The 17,385-nt window shown below is 41.0% G+C and carries 12 protein-coding genes; 8 read left to right on the top strand and 4 right to left on the bottom strand.

Features of this window, described 5'->3' with window-relative positions:
• Window positions 1–162 precede the first annotated feature (162 nt).
• Window positions 163–759: a DUF4956 domain-containing protein gene (locus PQG45_RS07725; protein WP_315577216.1), complete on the top strand. Its 597-nt coding sequence runs from the start codon at window positions 163–165 to the stop codon at window positions 757–759.
• Window positions 746–2,842 carry an outer membrane beta-barrel family protein gene (locus tag PQG45_RS07720; protein ID WP_316070623.1) on the top strand — a complete coding sequence of 699 codons (2,097 nt, stop codon included), beginning with the start codon at window positions 746–748 and terminating at the stop codon, window positions 2,840–2,842. The genes PQG45_RS07725 and PQG45_RS07720 overlap by 14 nt, the downstream gene beginning before the upstream one ends.
• On the opposite strand, the gene PQG45_RS07715 is transcribed toward PQG45_RS07720, so the two are convergent.
• Window positions 2,839–5,268, bottom strand: coding sequence for an outer membrane beta-barrel family protein (locus PQG45_RS07715; protein WP_316070622.1), 2,430 nt, complete (start codon window positions 5,266–5,268; stop codon window positions 2,839–2,841). The genes PQG45_RS07720 and PQG45_RS07715 overlap by 4 nt on opposite strands.
• A 130-nt stretch (window positions 5,269–5,398) precedes the next feature.
• A complete protein-coding gene (locus tag PQG45_RS07710; protein WP_316070621.1) occupies window positions 5,399–6,802 on the bottom strand; it encodes a PQQ-dependent sugar dehydrogenase in 1,404 nt (467 codons plus the stop codon).
• Window positions 6,803–7,280: 478 nt separating this feature from the next.
• Here PQG45_RS07710 and PQG45_RS07705 point away from each other — a divergent pair, with 478 nt between their 5' ends.
• Entirely contained in the window at window positions 7,281–8,882 is a 1,602-nt protein-coding gene (locus PQG45_RS07705) for a carboxylesterase/lipase family protein (RefSeq protein WP_316070620.1), read from the top strand.
• A 571-nt stretch (window positions 8,883–9,453) separates the two neighbouring features.
• On the opposite strand, the gene PQG45_RS07700 is transcribed toward PQG45_RS07705, so the two are convergent.
• Window positions 9,454–9,678, bottom strand: a complete 225-nt coding sequence (locus PQG45_RS07700; protein WP_315577222.1) for a helix-turn-helix domain-containing protein — start codon at window positions 9,676–9,678, stop codon at window positions 9,454–9,456.
• A gap of 153 nt (window positions 9,679–9,831) precedes the next feature.
• Window positions 9,832–10,287, bottom strand: a complete 456-nt coding sequence (locus tag PQG45_RS07695) for a hypothetical protein (protein ID WP_315577223.1) — start codon at window positions 10,285–10,287, stop codon at window positions 9,832–9,834.
• A 287-nt stretch (window positions 10,288–10,574) separates the two neighbouring features.
• Between PQG45_RS07695 and PQG45_RS07690 the strand changes: the two genes are divergently transcribed.
• From PQG45_RS07690 to PQG45_RS07670, 5 genes are all read left to right on the top strand, one after another.
• The gene (locus PQG45_RS07690; RefSeq protein ID WP_315577224.1) at window positions 10,575–11,354 is read left to right on the top strand and encodes a polysaccharide biosynthesis/export family protein; all 780 of its coding nucleotides are present in this window, start codon (window positions 10,575–10,577) and stop codon (window positions 11,352–11,354) included.
• A gap of 6 nt (window positions 11,355–11,360) precedes the next feature.
• Window positions 11,361–13,778 carry a GumC family protein gene (locus PQG45_RS07685; protein ID WP_316070619.1) on the top strand — a complete coding sequence of 806 codons (2,418 nt, stop codon included), beginning with the start codon at window positions 11,361–11,363 and terminating at the stop codon, window positions 13,776–13,778.
• Between the two features lies 1 nt (window position 13,779).
• Entirely contained in the window at window positions 13,780–14,784 is a 1,005-nt protein-coding gene (locus PQG45_RS07680) for a mannose-1-phosphate guanylyltransferase (protein ID WP_316070618.1), read from the top strand.
• 137 nt (window positions 14,785–14,921) lie between these two features.
• On the top strand, window positions 14,922–16,367 hold the full coding sequence (locus PQG45_RS07675) for a hypothetical protein (protein WP_316070617.1): 1,446 nt from the start codon (window positions 14,922–14,924) through the stop codon (window positions 16,365–16,367).
• Complete coding sequence (locus tag PQG45_RS07670) at window positions 16,364–17,383, top strand: nitroreductase family protein (RefSeq protein WP_316070616.1); 1,020 nt, start codon at window positions 16,364–16,366, stop codon at window positions 17,381–17,383. Before PQG45_RS07675 ends, PQG45_RS07670 begins: the two co-directional genes overlap by 4 nt.
• Window positions 17,384–17,385: the final 2 nt, after the last annotated feature.

Below are 17,385 nucleotides of genomic sequence, written 5' to 3'. Positions count from 1 at the left end.
TTTATCAGGATAATTCTTCGCGTGTTTCGAATGACATTCATCATTATCGACGGCTTAGGAGCGCGGGCCCATCAATGCCTTGATTTCGACGATTAAATTTTATGCGCTGGACGGATTACGAAGCGGTTAATTATTTCCGTACATTTGAAAAATTTAACTTACATGATTGAGCTTTTTGCACTCCGGTTTTTGATCAATTTGTTTTTTACCTTTTTGGTCATCCGATTCATATATTACCCGCAATACAAGAATAAGGACTTCGTATTTACCTTTTTTCTATTCAATTCCATCTTATTTGTGCTTTGTTTTTTGTTGGCAGCGGCCGACTTGAAGTTTGGATTTGCCTTTGGTCTTTTTGCCATGTTCTCCATGTTTCGCTACCGGACAGTTACCGTGCCGATCGGGGAAATGGGTTATTTTTTCCTCGTTGTCACGCTAGGTATCATCAATTCCATCGCGTCACTCGAGAATTATGCCATGTTGATTTTAGCTAATTCTCTGCTAGTAGGCGTGACCTTTTTGTTAGGCCGATTCTTAACGCTAACACACGAGAACTTTCAGGTATTAACCTACGAAAACCTTGCTCTTGTCAAACCGGATCAAAAGGCCCTGTTACTTCAGGATCTGATTGAAAAAACAGGCCAGCCGATTCACCGGGTGCAGGTGGTGAAGGTAGATTACCAACGAGGCGTTGCTCAATTAAAGGCTTATTATTATTCCAAGGATAATGAAACCTTTTCGGCTGATGCGGAAGCTTAGCTTACTCTTTTTTTTCCTCGTTTCGCTCCATGTTTCGGCACAGGTTGATACGCTCAGCAATGTTGAGGTAAAGGCCAGTAGGCCGGAATACGGAAAGCAAGTCTTTTATCCGAGTGCGAATCTGACCAATTTAGGCGGAAACTTACAGGATGTGCTCGCCAACATTCCTTCCATTTATGTAGCGGGTGATGGAACCATTCAATACCGCGGTAGCCAAAGCCTCACCATCTATTTTGATGGAAAACCTTCGGGTATTTTGGCCTCTTCCAGAGCGAATGCGCTGAGTTTATTTCCGGCTGATCGCATCGATTACATCGAAATTATTTCCTCCCCAGGGGCAAAATATTCGGCGGAAGGGAGCTCCGGAATCTTGAATATTGTCTTGAAAAAAGGCAAAGGTTTCAAGCAAGCGCAGGCAAATATGCAATGGGGAACGCATGACCAATTGGCCTTTTCGACCCGCTATGGCAATGGTTATAAACGTTTGACCTATGCGTTTGATTATAATTTCAAACAGTCCATACGGGATAATTACCAACAACTTTATCGGGAGAATTCGAGCCTCTATGGCTTAGCCCAAATCCAACAAGAAACCTTTGAGGTGAATCGGGATTATAACCATGCCTTGCAAAGCCAACTCGAATATCGCTTGAATCCCCGCTGGAGTTTAGGCACGCAGTTAATCACGCGGTATTCGAAAGATCATAACAATGAAGTCAGGCAAAATTTGTCCCAATTTATTCGTTCGGCGGATCGCTATTACATACGTGATGCCGATAAGCGTGGTGATGATCGAGGTATGGATGTGTTGATTTCCTTGGGAACAATTGCTAAACAAAAGACAACGGCTCACCTTGATTTTTTATGGATTCGAAACATAGGTTCAGATCAAAACGATTTCACGCAGCGCTATTTCTATGATGGCTTCGATATCCCCAACACGAATTTTCCTAATCGGATTGAACAATCTTCTGCGCTTAGTTCGAATTACACCTTGCTTTTGCAAGGAGACTGGGAAACTCAATGGTCCAAGAAACTGCGCCTCGATTATGGATTTAAGGTGACAGAACGCTTCTTTGACACGGATTTTCGCTATGAAAAATTGAAGGGAACATGGGAGTTAGATACCAAACGAAGCAATGCATTTACCTATGTGGAACGTATTCATGCGATTTATGGCGCTGCCCGCTACGCAGGTAAAAACTGGGATTTTCAAGGTGGTTTGCGTGCCGAGGCAACGCAGGCTAATTTGAATTATGTGCAGCTATTTCCCTCGTTTTCATTGGAAAAGGAATTGACGAAAAACCAGCAGCTGGGTTTGCGCCTTAGTTCTCGGGTTAATCGGCCATCGTTTAAGGCCTTGAATCCGTTTATTTCCTTCGCGGATCCCTTGAATTTGCAATCAGGTAACCCGATGTTGCAGCCGGAGCGAACGTATTTACTCGAGCTAGAACATTCTTTGGATGTAGGGACTTTGCATACGACGAATCAGGTTTTTTACCGTCGGGTTAATCAATTGGTGGGTCGCGTAAGAACCTTGATGGAAGGTGACACGACGTTGACACGCTTTGAGAACATCTCGCATTCGGAGACTTGGGGACTGGAAAACATTACATCGATCAGTCCGATGAAAAATTGGAAGGTGAATGTGACGAGCTCCTTGTACCAAACGGATCTGCAAGGTCAGGTGCAGGAACAATCCTTGAATTTGAATCGCTGGAGTTGGAATGGTCGTTTAAGCCAAATTTGGAATCTCACACCGCAGGCATCTGTGCAGTTGAGCGCCATTTATCAATCGGCCCAAATTCATCCCTTAGGTATTATTCAAGGGTTTTATACCGTGGACTTGGGTTTCAAGCAAGAATGGAAATCCTGGGTATTGAATGCCCGCTTGAATGATGTGTTTAATACGCAACAGACGGTTTATGATTCGCGGCCTTTTGGTTTTGTCAATGATCTGAAAAAGAAAAAAGAAACCCGAATTTTCTACATCGGTCTTGCGTTTAAACTCAGCTCGAAGAAAAATTCGGGTCTTAAAAATCGGAAAGCGGTCAACGAAGACGAAGCCGGTGAGGAGGATTAATTCGCTCCTTTGACACGTCCTTTTTCGGAGTCCAATCCCGTGGAACGTTGACGAGCACCTTTAATGGCAGCATTTCCAAATCGGTAAGTGAAGTTCAAACGGACAACGCGTGAATCGTTTTTCGGGCGAACCAATACATCCAAATCCGCATATTTAATGGTTACCGGTGGGTTCGATGTGTACAATATGTCTTGTGCATTCAATCGGATGGTCGCACGTTTCTTCATGATGGTTTTTTGAATTCCCATATTCAAAGATCCTCCAGCACCGAATAAAAAGGCGCCTTCGAGTCCACCCGTAAAGTAATTTCCACCAAATTCAATTTTGTAGTCTTTGGGAAGCGTAAAGGTGTGATTCGAGGAAACGTAGAACATGTTTCCCGCCGTGTTGATGTTCGCGGTCGAAATATTTCCTGTCAATTCCGCCCGATTTATAAAGATATCCGTGTTGCTTGTCCACCAATTCTTGATCGGGATCGGTAGGGAGATTCCTAGGCTATAGGTAACGCGCTGCGCCATATTTGCCGTCGTCTGAAAGGTCTTGCGCGTCTCGGCTTCTTGCTTCAAAAGTTGGGTAATCACCTGATCCGTGTGGCTATAGCCCAACGTAGTTGAAATTCCACCCATGTAGGTGTGACTCAATTCGAATGAATTGGTGAGTTGGGGCATCAACATCGGATTCCCCACATTGTAGGTATAATTATCTAAGAAGAAGACAAAGGGATTTAGATCGGAATAACCCGGTCGGTCGATCCGTCTGCTGTAATTCATGCCCAAAGTATGCTTTTTTGAGGCTTCATACTGTAAGAAGGCACTCGGGAAAATCTGCAAATAATCCCGGTGGAAGGTCATGTCGGCTTCACCCGTGTAGGCGGATGAGGTTCCATCCGCAAGGGTCCATTCGCCACGAAGCCCAATTTGGTAACTCCATTTCCCAATCGCCCTTTCGGTATTCAGGTATAAGGCGTGGATTTGTTCGGTATAGACAAAGCGATTACTTTGGCCCGTTAAGAAATTATAGTAGGCCGCTTGTGCCGATTTCGATCGGAACTGCAAATCGTTGTCGGTTTGTACCCACGAGGATTTCATACCCATGCTCCACTTAGCCTTTAAAAAAGATGGGATGACATAGTCCGACTTTAGGGAATATTGGTTGATGAACGATGCGGAATTGGTGCGCAATAATGAGTCCGGCATTACGGGTAGAAAAAGTGCGTTTACATAGCGTGAGCGGTAGTTGTTTTGACTCTCATCCACAAACCGCGCGTGATCCAGGTCAATCGTTAATTCACGCCCAGTGGAGTCATAGGTATGTTTGAAATTGAAATTGGCAGCATAATTGAAGAAAGGGTTTTCCAAAGAGTTGTAGGTGTCGAGGCGTGACAAGACTTCATTTTGACTGTTCATCTGAACCGTTTGGTTCAGCCCGTCGTTTAGACTGTTGTAATTGTATCCTCCGGAAAGTAATATGCCAAAGGTCGTTTTGGGTGAATAATACCAATCGACACCGCCTTTAACTTGCGCATTTTTGTTTTGGTTGGCATAGCGAAAACTTTGTTCCCAGTTCTCTTGTTGGGCCGTGAATCTGCGCAATAAATAGTTGCGTTCCATGTTTGGTCGCTGGCCCACGGAGGCGTTACCGAACCAGTTCCAACCGTTATTTCGGTAATTCAGGTTAGCTCCTAAGGCTTGACGTAGGAAATAGGCTTGCGCTAAGGTGGCATTCGCGGAACCGTTCATGCCGATGTTCGCATTCTTCTTCAATCGGATATTGATAATTCCACCGGTTCCTGCGGCGTCATAACGCGACGAAGGATTGGTCATAATTTCCAAGGTAGAAATTTGGTCGGCGGGAAGATTGCGTAAATAATTGGCCAAATCCGTTCCGGTCAAATAAGAGATTTTTCCATCGATCATGACCTTCGCGCCTGATTTACCACGCAGGGAAATATTGCCGTCTTTGTCGACGATGACCCCTGGAGAACGCTCCAATACTTCCATGGTTGTATTTCCCGCAGCCATGGCGGAGTTCTCCACATTGACGATGGTCTTATCCAGTTTTTTTTCGATGAGTGGTTTTGTGGCACGTACTTCGACCTCTGCTAATTCTTTGGTCAATGGCGAGAGGCTTATGATGCCTAGGTCGATTTGGGATGTTTCTGTAATGCTGGGTAAGCTCAGTTTTTTGCTCGCAAAACCTGTGGATTGAACTTGTAGGACATAGTTGCCCGCGGGGATTTTATTGATTTTGCCCAAGCCATTCTCGTCGGTCAAAAAGCCTTTGTAGAGCGTTGAATCCGGCAATTTCTTTAGGATGGCCGTTGAAAAGGGGAGAGGCTGCCTGTTGTTATCCTGCAAGTGAAATTGCAAGGAATTTTGTGCAAAAGCGGTACTGGAAATGAGTAAGAATAAAAGTATGAAACGCATGTAGGCGGATTGAATAATTAATTAATGAAAAATACGAGATGCAATTTCCGACGAATGCGTTGCATGGCCAACAAGATTAGGATGAGTGGCCAAAAAAAAAGCCTGAACGAATCAGGCTTTTTTTGAAGAGTTATAAAGGTCTTAATCGGAAGACCATACCCGGGTTTTCTGTCCCCACGTATAAATATCCGTCTGAGCCTTGTTTCACATTTCGCATGCGACCTAGGTTGACTAATACCTTTTCTTGTTTGATGACTTTGTTGTCTTTGATGACGCAACGGTTTAGGTAGTTGAAACGCAACGAACCCACCATCAAGTTACCTTTCCAAGCCGGATATTTATCGCCTACCACGAAAGTCAATCCCGAAGGTGCAATGGAAGGAATCCAATACGAGATAGGTTGTTCCATGCCGTCTTTCTTCGAGATCGCTGTGATGGGTTTGCCATCGTAGTTGATGCCATAGGAAATCACAGGCCAACCGTAGTTTTTACCTGCTTGGATGATATTGATTTCATCGCCACCGCGTGGACCGTGTTCTGTTTCCCAAATAGCCCCTGTGCTTGGGTTTAGCGTTAAGCCTTGAGGGTTTCGTTGGCCATACGTATAAACCGAAGGATGTGCGCTTTTGGCGAAAGGATTATCTGCTGGAATGCTGCCATCGTCTTTGATGCGGTGAATTTTTCCATTGTCATTATCCAAAGCCTGTGGGAATACTTTTTCCATGCCGCGTTCGCCTACACTGAAGAACAGGAATCCTTTTTTATCGAATGCCAAACGAGATCCAAAGTGGTGGAAGGTTTTTGTGTAAGGTTTCGCCTCAAAAATTTCTTGTGATTCAACCCACTGGTTGTTTTTGATTTTACCTCGTACGATGGCCGTTGTAGTTTCTGTTTGTCCAGCTTCTATTCTGAATTTGGAATAAGACATGTAAACCCATCCGTTTTGTTCGTATGCGGGGTGCAGGGTGATGTCCAATAAACCTCCTTGACCCTTAGCCATCACGGCAGGAGTTCCAGTAATGACTGTTTTGTTTTGTTTTTGGTCGACCAAATACAATTTACCAGCACGATCTGTGATTAAATAATCGAGGTTTGGTAATTGAGCAAAACCCCATGGGCTGTCCAAACCTGTCACGATCGTGTCTAATTGAATCGTCATGCCATCCGATTTGAAGATGTTGCTCGAAGGCTTGTTGGCAAATTTATATTGCTCCACGCCCGCTAAATTCTCAACGATTAAATCAGCTAATTTCTCGATTTCTTGTGCCGTTAGGACTTCTTTCCAGGTAGGCATGCCTAATTCTGGATAGCCGCCAGAAATGCTGGCGATGATTTGTTCTTTTTTATTGCCGTGTTTCCATTGACGGTCAACGAAAGCTTCCACTTTCTCGCCGTGGCAAGAGGCACAATATTGGGTGTAGGTTTTCTCTGCGGGTCCGTCGATAGCGACTTGTTTAGCAGGGCTTTTGCGCAGTGACATGATTGAGATGGCACTGATGGTTAGGAATGCAAATAGGAGTATTCTTTTTTTCATGGTCGTAATTTATAGGTTTGTAAAGGTATAAAATTTTTAATAACCCTAGGCTTTAGCCTAGGGGTTCCTGTGGGGTTTCCTTCGGACGAGCCGCAGACTAAAGTCTGTAATCCCCAGACTAAAGTCTGGGGTTATAAAGTATGCGTGATGATAACCCTAGGCTTTAGCCTAGGGGTTTCTGTGGGGTTTGCTTCGGACGAGCCGCAGACTAAAGTCTGTAATCCCCAGACTAAAGTCTGGGGTTATAATTAAGCGTGATGATAACCCTAGGCTTTAACCTAGGGAATCGACGCGAAAAGCGTCTCAAACTTTGGCAAACCTTGAAGGATTGCCAAAGAGGATGCTTTAGCCTAGGGAATCGACGCAGAAAAGCGTCTCAAACTTTGGCAAACCAGAAAGGATTGCCAAAGAGAGGAGGGAATTCGGAAAAAAAGCTTATTATTGTATCAAATTACTACAATAGCTAAACCTATCAAAAATGAAAAAGTTATTCTTAGCCTTGGGCGTTTGCCTAATGGGCTCGTGGGCTGCGCAGGCGCAGATTACGTTAAGTAAAGATGTGGCCGTTGTGCCTACAGAATCCGGTCAAGTTCGTGGCTATGTACATGGAGGTATTTATACCTACAAGGGAATTCCCTATGCGGAGGCAAATCGTTTTGAGGCTCCTCATAAGCCAAAAGCATGGACGAATGTTAGAAGTTCCTTGACCTATGGTCCTGTGGCACCACTAATGAATCCTACGACGCAGGTACAAGACGAATCGGAATTCGTTTTTGATCACTCATGGGGCTATACGAATGAAGATTGTATGCGTGTCAACGTTTGGACGCCCGGGATTAAGGATGGGAAGAAGCGTCCCGTGATGTTCTGGATTCACGGAGGTGGATTTACGGCAGGTTCTGCGGAGGAGTTGAAGTCCTACGATGGCGAAAATTTAGCGAAAAAAGGGGATGTGGTTGTGGTATCGATCAATCACCGGTTGAATATTTTGGGTTACTTGGATTTGTCAGCTTATGGCGAAAAGTATAAGTATTCGGCGAATAATTCCGTGATGGACATGAAGGCGGCTTTGGAATGGGTGAAGGCGAATATCAGTCAGTTCGGTGGAGACCCGAACAACGTGACGATTTTCGGTCAATCGGGTGGTGGCGCGAAGGTGAATACCTTGATGGCTATGCCATCTGCCAAAGGTTTGTTTCACAAAGCGATCAACCAAAGTGGTGCATTCCGTGGAACAATGTTGGAAAAGTCAACAACACAAGCGATTACCGCTGAGGTGTTGAAGGCCTTGAATATCCCTGCCGAGAAAGTTGATTCCTTACAAAAATTACCCTTTGCGACTTTGGCAAATGCAGGAAATAAAGCATTGCAAACGGTTGCCGCTCAAATGAAAGCAGCTGGCAAACCGGTTGTGGGTTTTGGCTTAAGTTGGGGCCCAAGCATCGACAGCGAATTATTGCCTTACCAATTGTTCTCGGATGAGGCGATGAAATTGTCGAAGGACGTTCCTTTGATGATTGGTACCGTGAAGAATGAATTCATGCCGTCATTGATGACCAACATGTCGAATGCAAGTGCTGAGGAAGTAGAGGCTTATATCAAAAAGACCTATGGTGACAAAGCGGAGGCATTTAAAGCTGCGGTGAAGAAAGCTTATCCTGCGGATACGAAGCCATCTGATTTAATGGATGTGGATACGCGTTTCCGTCCTGGTGCGGTGGTTCAAGCGAATATGAAGTCGGCCTTGAATGCAGCGCCGGTATTTATGTATTTGTTCACTTGGCAATCGCCCGTGATGGATGGCAAGTATAAATCGATGCACTGTTTCGAATTGCCATTTTGCTTTAATAACATTGCGCGTTGTGAAAACATGACGGGTGGGGGTAAAGAAGCTTATGTGTTGGCCGACAAAGTCAGCCAAGCGTGGATCAATTTTGCGCGTGTAGGTAATCCAAATCACAAAGGTTTGCCTACGTGGCCTGCTTACAATGCGAGTGCTACGCCGACCATGCATTTGGATAATGCCTGTGTGGTGAAACCGCAATTGGATAAGGAGCTGTTTGAATTAACGGCGAATTAGTTTTCCCGTAGAGAAGCGATTTCTCGCGCATAGTTATCAGAAAAGGAGACATGATGTGATCGTGTCTCCTTTTTTTAAGTGGAGGTAAGTCTTGGGGGAATCGACGCGAAAAGCGTCTCAAACTTTGGCAAACCTGTAAGGATTGCCAAAGAGTAGGCTTTAGCATAAGGAAACGACGCAGAAAGACGTCTCAAACTTTGGCAAACCAGAAAGGATTGCCAAAGAGATATTACTAAAAGTAATGAATCGCTCGAACGTGGTAGAGTTCGTTTTTGCAGGAAACAAAAAAGAAGGCAATAAAAAGCCAATGGAGAATGTTTATAGAACTAAGCTTATGCATTGAATCTTTGACCTGAGTCAAGGACAATTTGCGGTAATATTAAGGATAAAAAATTAATTTATAGAAATTATCCTGATGGATGTCAGCGAAGAACGGATTAGAATTTTGTAAATTGCGAGATAAAATTTCGGTGTACGCAGTTGGATGAATGCTCGCATTTCCCGGTTGCCGCATAGAAAAAATTAGAACTAGGATTATTTAAAACCTCCTTGAGATTCAGGGAGGTTTTTTTTAGATGTTTTGGAATAATTCACACATCTTGATATCGAGCGCTTGTGCAATTTTGTAAACTTGAAATAAACTGGTATTTATTTGTCCAAGCTCTATCCTACTCAGCTGTGTATATTCCATGTTCGCATCGGCAGCGAGTTTCTCGATGGTCAAGCCCTTAGCCAATCGAATTACTCGAATATTGGCTCCTACTTTTCTGCTAATCTCTTTTTTGCTTGATTCCATGCCGCAAATTTGACATGGGAATATAAGGCTTACAATGGCATATTTGTGACATTGTAAATAGAATAACAGGTTTTACTTTTCGCTGTAAATGAGTGAATTAGGTTAATAGCAATCATCTTAATTTGTTTTAGCTTAGTTAACGGTATTTAAAAGCTATTTGCTATTTTCCTCTATCAGCATTTCTTCAATAGATTCTTTGCTGATTTGTTCATGTAGACTGTAATATTTTGATCGCCTATCTAATTCCGTCGATTTCCGCTCGATGCATTCAGGTACTTGATAAATCATTTTTAATTTCAAGTTGAGCTCTTTAAGAAAAATGTGTCTGCGCTGTCGTTGATTTTCTTTGGACAATCGCTCAATGCGTAATATTTCATTGGCCTCATTTACTGATAATAGTTTATCTTCTTGACTTAATATTCGTTTTATAAATCGAATTTCCAGGGTGTCCAAATATGGAATTAACGTATGTTTTTGCTCCCCTGAAACCTTAATATTTGTTTCTGGTGTTAGATTTTTTTGCCTCGGGTGAATTTGAATACGCTTGAAATTAAGTCCAATAGTGACGCCTAGCGTTAACGCAAGAAAGATGCCTGAAATGATTACCATAACGTTTTTATAAATGTTAGAACAGATAGGTTATATCACTAAATATAGTATGTCATATTTGCCACATTATGTTAAATGTGTTATAACAAAAATGAATTTATTTAACGGTCATCTTGCTGATAATAACCTACTTATTGATTTTTGTGTTAAAACCGTTTTTGATGCATATCTGAATTCAGATTAAGTTGTTTTGTGTTTCTGAATTCCTTTTGTCATTCATTACTTCCTGTGTGTAGTATGTTCATGTGACTCAAGGTAGCGAAGCTGTGTTCTACTAAACAATTTTTATGCAATACAAAAGCTTAATCCTACTTGCGTCCATCGCATTGTTTTTAGGATCCTGTGGTATTAATCGCGAGTTGGCTTATTTTAAAGGCCAACAAGACACTACCCTCACACTGGCTCAACATTCTTACGAGCCGAGCATTCAAATCGGAGATATTTTATTCATTGGTGTCAGTAGTTCTGATCCCCAAAGTTCCGCGTTGTTTAATAGTGTTAATGCGGTGCCGGCCAACAATGCGGCGGGGGCCAACTTCATGACACAATCGGTAACGCCTGGCTTACTCGTTGATAATCAAGGTAGTATACAATTACCTAAAATTGGAAAACTGACCGTAAAAGGAATGACAAAATCGGAACTGACGCAAGCGCTACAAATTGCACTTATTCCTTATTTAAAGGATCCTGTAATCAGTATCCGTTTTATGAATTACCGCGTGACCGTTCTGGGGGAGGTAGTACGTCCATCGACCTTCAATGTCTCCAATGAACGTATTTCTGTGCTGGAAGCGTTAGGCATGGCTGGGGATTTAACCGCCTATGGAAATCGAAACAATGTTCTCGTTATACATGAAAATGAAGGAAAGAAAGAATTTCATCGTGTCAATTTAAACAAGATGGAGCTATTTCAATCCCAGCATTTTTATCTTCAAAGCAATGATGTGGTTTATGTAGAGCCCAACAAAGCGAAATCCTACTTAGGCAGCGAAACGTCGGTGTATCTACCGGCCATCATCAGCAGTGCGACCTTGCTTGTACTCGTAGTCAACAACTTCTTTAAATAGTATTTCATGCAATCAGAATTTGATGATTCATTCGATTTGAATCAATCACAGGACGGCAATTTATTTACCCAAATTGCACAGACCTATCTGCCTTTTTGGCCTGTATTTGTCTTAACTGTCCTCTTAAGTGTCTTGGGTTCTTTCTTTTACCTGCGTTACACTCCGCCGGTATATCAGGTAAATGCCAAATTGCTCGTAAAGGATGATAAGAATGGGGCAGGTGCAGCTCAAATGTTGGATGCCTTGGATATTTTTGGGGATAAGAAGGTCGTTGACAACGAAATTGAAATTATTCAATCGGCTCCTTTAATGGAACAAGTCGTTCGTGACTTAAACCTATATACGACACAAACGCATATTGGGAATGTATTGGATCGTGAATTATATGGCGAGCAAGCACCACTTCAATTGGTCGCGATGCAAAAGGATTCGGTGCAAAGCATGTCAGTATCTATTCCTGTCGATGTTGATTTCCAACAAAAACGTTTCTCCATACAAGGTAAATCTTATCCACTAGGCTCACGCCTCTATTTAAATGGACAATATTATTACGTTTCGCTGAATCCTTCCTTTGTTCCGGCAAAGGATTTGCCGAAGCCCTATACGATTTTACTTAAAACGCATGCGGTGGCAGATGTGGCGGCGCAATTTTTGACAAGTTTAAAGGCGGAGGCGAGTACGAAAAAGTCTACCGTTATTTATCTGAGTATGGAGACGATTGTGCCACACAAAGGGCGCGATGTGATCAATCAATTGTTTAAGGTATATGATGAATTTGCCATTGAGGATAAAAATTTAGTTGCAAAAAATACGTTGAGGTTTGTTGAGCAACGTTTAGGTATTGTATCGGATGAATTGCAACATGTAGAGGAGAATATTAAAGATTACAAGACGCGCGAGGGAATTGTCAATATAAGTGAACAAGGAAAACTTTTTCTAGAATCTGTTAAGGAACATGATCAAAAGCTATCTGAAATTGGTATTCAGCTTTCTGTTTTAAAGGATATCGAACAATATGTTACTGCTAAAAAGCCAAGTTCGGCTGTCGTTCCATCCTTAATGGGCATAAACGATGCCACGCTAGTACAATTATTAGGCAAATTATATGAGGCAGAATTACAATTATCTCGTATTTCTAAGGTAACGGGTGGTCAGTCGGATTTGCAGGCGCAGCTGCGCGAAGAGATCGCGGCGCTAAAACCCTCTATATTAGAGAATATTGGTAGTATTCGAGTGAATCTGAAGACAGCGCAGGCCAACTTGCAGAAAAAGCTCAAGGAAAGCAATGCCATGCTCGTAGATATTCCGTCTAAAGAAAAGGCCTTGGTGGAGATTAGTCGTCAGCAAACCATCAAGAATACTATTTATATTTTTCTGTTGCAGAAACGTGAAGAGTCAGCCTTGTCTTCTGCTTCGGCCATTGCGGACAGTCGGGTCGTGGAACCTGCTGTTTTCAGCCCTGCACCCATCAAACCCCAACGAAATATTATTTACTTGATTGGCCTGGCACTTGGTATTGGATTAGGCGTCTTGTATGTATTATTCAAGGAGACCTATAATCCAACAGTTTTGTTCCGCGGGGACATCGAGCGCCGGGTGAAGGCGCCTATTTTGGGTGAATTAGCACAGGGAGATTCTGAGGAACACATCGTGGTGAAGGCAGGAAAGCGAACGATTTTAGCGGAGCAATTCCGGATGTTACGAACGAACCTGGCTTATCTGGGATTGAATCAAGAAAAGGGCAATGTGATTCAGGTGACATCATCCATCTCCGGAGAGGGAAAGTCCTTCGTTTCAGGAAACTTAGCGGCGACCATCGCGCTGACGGGTCGTTCGGTCTTGATTATGGAATTGGATTTACGGAAACCCAAAGTACGTCAATATTTCGGCTTGGCGAAAGGGAGCGGTGTGACAGATTACTTGATTGATTTGGCCTCATTAGATGATATTATTCAAGCGGTACCACAGTCTGAAAATTTATTCTTGATTTCAGCCGGTGCCATTCCCCCCAATCCTACTGAATTATTAGGTTCAGATGCTTTCCAAGCCATGATGGAAGAACTTAAAGTTCGCTTTGATTACATCGTGATGGACACCGCGCCAATTTCCCTCGTGACGGATTCGCAAGTACTCGCACATCATGCGCAGGCAACGATGTATGTGTTGCGCCATAATTACACGACCAAAAACTACTTGGATTTCATCCAGCAATTATTTGTCTCCAATAAATTCAATAAGCTGAATTTGATTTATAATGGATTAAAGCCAAGAGGCATGAAGATGTATGGTACAGGTTATGGTTATGGGTACGGTTATGGATATGGATATGGATATGGATATGGATATGGGTACGGCTATTACGCAGAGGATAAAGGCAAGAAGCGATCTCTTTGGTCAAAATTAACTCGTTCAAAAAATTCTTAAGTTGGAAATTATTAACATTTTGTTGTCGGGTGGAATAGGTAGTCGTTTATGGCCCTTATCTAGGAAATCTTGTCCTAAGCAATATCTTACACTTTTCGAGGGTAAATCTTTATTTGAGCTTACTGTTGAAAGGAATCAAGCATTGACAAATCGAACCCTTGTTGTTGGCAATCAATCCACCAAGCATTTATCAAAACAAATTTTTGATTCTAAAGGTATGGATCAGGTGTCTTTTGTTACGGAGACTGAACCTAGAAATACGGCGGCAGCGATTTGTTTAGCTTGTCTGGGGCTAAATCCAACGGATATCGTTTTGGTTTGTCCATCCGATCATATGATCGGGGATGAGAAAGCTTACCTTCAGGCGGTAAGCAAGGCCTACCAGTTGGCATGCAAGGGTTTTATCGTTACGATTGGCGTTCAACCTAATTACCCGGAAACGGGCTATGGATATATTCAATACAAGGGTAATGATGTACTTTCCTTTCGAGAGAAGCCAACATTGGAAACGGCCTCCCATTTTATTGAATCTGGTGACTATTTGTGGAATGCGGGAATATTTTGTTTTCAGGTGGGTGTCTTTTTGTCTGAATTAGAGACCTATGAGCCGGAAATCTTGCATGCATCCAAAGAAGCCTGGAATAAACAAATAGATCACATTATTCCAGCGGCATACATGAAGCAAATCCCATCTAAAAGTGTTGATTATGCTGTCATGGAAAAGAGTAGACGCTTGCAAGTTGTTGCGGCCGAAATGGCGTGGTCAGATTTGGGGTCTTTTGATGCCATGTGGGATTATCAAGATCGAATGGTTTCGAAAGATGAAGTGGCAAATTCAAATTTTGTGATTAGTCAAACGAAAAAGCATGTTGAGATAATTGGTGTTGATAATTTGATTGTCGTGGAGACCGAGGATACCATCTTAGTTGTGCCGCGGTACCAGAGCCAAGCTGTTAAAGAGGTTTATGAGCGTTTAGCAATCGAGAAATCAACTCTGGTAGATTAGATTTTTATGGAATTAGATTCTTTTTTTCTAAAAAGCACAAAAAACTAAATGAGCCAAGAGAAATAATGTCCAATTCAGCAAACAATAAGCGAATAGCGAAAAACACTTTATTACTTTATTTTAGAATGTTACTGACAATGGCAGTATCACTATATACAGTAAGGGTTGTTCTTAATACATTAGGTGTTGTTGATTATGGTATATATAATGTTGTTGGTGGAGTTGTGACTATGTTCTCTTTTTTAAGTGGAACAATGGCTTCTGCTTCTCAGCGTTTTTTTGCATTTGAGCTGGGAAGAAAAAATTATGAGCAACTAAAAATGATATTTAGTATGACAATGAATATCTATATTTTGATTGCAATCGTGATATTATTGTTGTCTGAGACTGTTGGTCTTTGGTTCTTGAATACTCAAATGACAATTCCTGTTGCGAGAATTGAAGCAGCCAATTGGATATATCAATTTTCTATCTTTTCGTTTATGATGACAATGTTCACCATACCATATGATGCAGCAATTATTGCACATGAACGAATGAATGTTTATGCTTGGGTAAGCATTCTGGAGGTATTGCTAAAGTTATTTGTTGTTTTTCTATTACTAGTATTCTCATTAGATAAATTGAAATTGTATTCAATACTTGTTTTTGGGGTAACTACTATAGTTACTTTGATTTATCGGTCGTACTGTAAGCGTAAATTTCAAGAATGTAATTTTAGCTTGTATTGGAATACAAATCTATTCAAAGAAATTGCATCTTATTCTGGTTGGAATTTGTTTGGAGCCCTAGCAGGCGTGTTTAATAATAATGGAATAAATATTATTTTGAATATGTTTTTTGGACCAATTGTAAATACGGCACGTGGAATTGCCTATCAAGTGAACAGTTCGATTAATCAATTTGTTCAAAATTTTATGTTAGCAGCTCGACCCCAGATCACTAAATTTTATGCTGATGGAGAAAATGAAAAAATGCTGAAATTGGTTTTTCAAAGCTCTAAATTTTCATTTTTGTTGCTTTTTTTGTTGACTATGCCGGTTTTATTGAAAACACATTTCATAATCGCATTGTGGCTCAAAATAGTTCCGGAAAATGTGGTGATGTTTACTAGACTTAATATTGTGTCTGCATTAATAGAATCCTTTTCCTACTCTTTGCAAACAGCTGCTCAAGCTACAGGAAAAATAAGAAATTATCAGTCAGTTGTGGGAGGAATGATGCTTTTAAATCTGCCTTTAGCATATTTATTTTTAGAAATGGGTTACCCTGTGCAAATCGTATTTTACTTAGCGATTTTAAATTCTATGTTTTCCTTGGTTTTACGTTTGGTAATGCTCAATAAAATGATTGAATTTCCTATTTCGAGTTTTATTTTGCATGTAATTTTACCTTCCGTAATTGTTACAATTGTAGCTTATATTCCAACTTTCATCCTTTCTCAGAATTTGAAAGAAAATTTTACTAACTTTTTAGTAGTATCTGTTATAGGATTAATCACGTCAATTACAACAATCTATCTGCTTGCTCTTACGAAAAATGAAAAATCTTTTTTATTAGAATCAATTAAAAAATCAATATGAAGTTCGTTAGAATAATTAAATTGATTTTACCTGTTAGAGTATTTGAATATGTAAAACAAAAAAAAGTACAATTTATTCTTCAAAGAAACTTTAAAAAAGCCTATGAGTTTGATATGAAAAGATATTTAAAATATTCAGATTCATTTGGAACTAATTCAGCTCAGCAATTAATAGGTAAAATAGTACGAGAATATCACGTGATTGAAAAAGGTTTAACCATGCCAGATCCAAGATTAGGCTTTGGAAAAGATTTACTTTTAAGTTTAGTGGATAATTGCATGCAATACATACAATTATTTGGAGAAGAGGAAGAACAACTACGACATGCTGTTGGAGTAATTTGGGAGTACGAACAATTCCATGAACAGCAGAATTTTAATTTAGAAGATTCAGTAGTTGTATCAATTCAAAAATTGAAAAATTTAGTAAGTGGGATTCCGATAAGTAAGCAGAAGGAAATAACAGCAAATGATTATTTCAAATACGTTGAGTCCGAGTTTCCACAATTTGCTAAATCTAGATCAAGTTTACGAAATTATACGAATGAAAATGTCCCAATGAAAGCAATATTGTCCGCATTGGATTTGGCGAGAACAACCCCCTCTGCCTGTAATAGACAAAGCTGGAGGACATATGTTTTTGAAGACAAAATACATATAAATTCTATACTAACTATCCAAGGTGGAAATAGGGGTTTTGGACATTTAACTAACAAATTAATAATAATCACATCAGAGATTAGTGTGTTTTCAAGTGTCGCAGAAAGAAATCAAGTTTTTATAGATGGCGGAATGTATGCGATGAATTTGCTTTATGCTTTGCATTATTACAAAATTGGAGCTTGTATACTCAACTGCAGTAATTCGTTGGAAAAAGATTTAAAGCTTAGAGTAGTTTGTGATGTAAAAGAGTCAGAGGTATTTATTGCAATGGTATCTTGTGGTATTCCTCCTGTAGATTTCAAAATAGCTTCTTCATATAGGTATGAACTCCTAACAAAAAATACGATTAAGTAATT

This window comes from Aquirufa regiilacus (genome assembly GCF_032470275.1).
Lineage (GTDB): Bacteria > Bacteroidota > Bacteroidia > Cytophagales > Spirosomataceae > Aquirufa > Aquirufa regiilacus.
The sequence above is the reverse complement of the archived record's forward strand: the minus strand, read 5'-3'. Positions and strand labels throughout refer to the sequence as shown.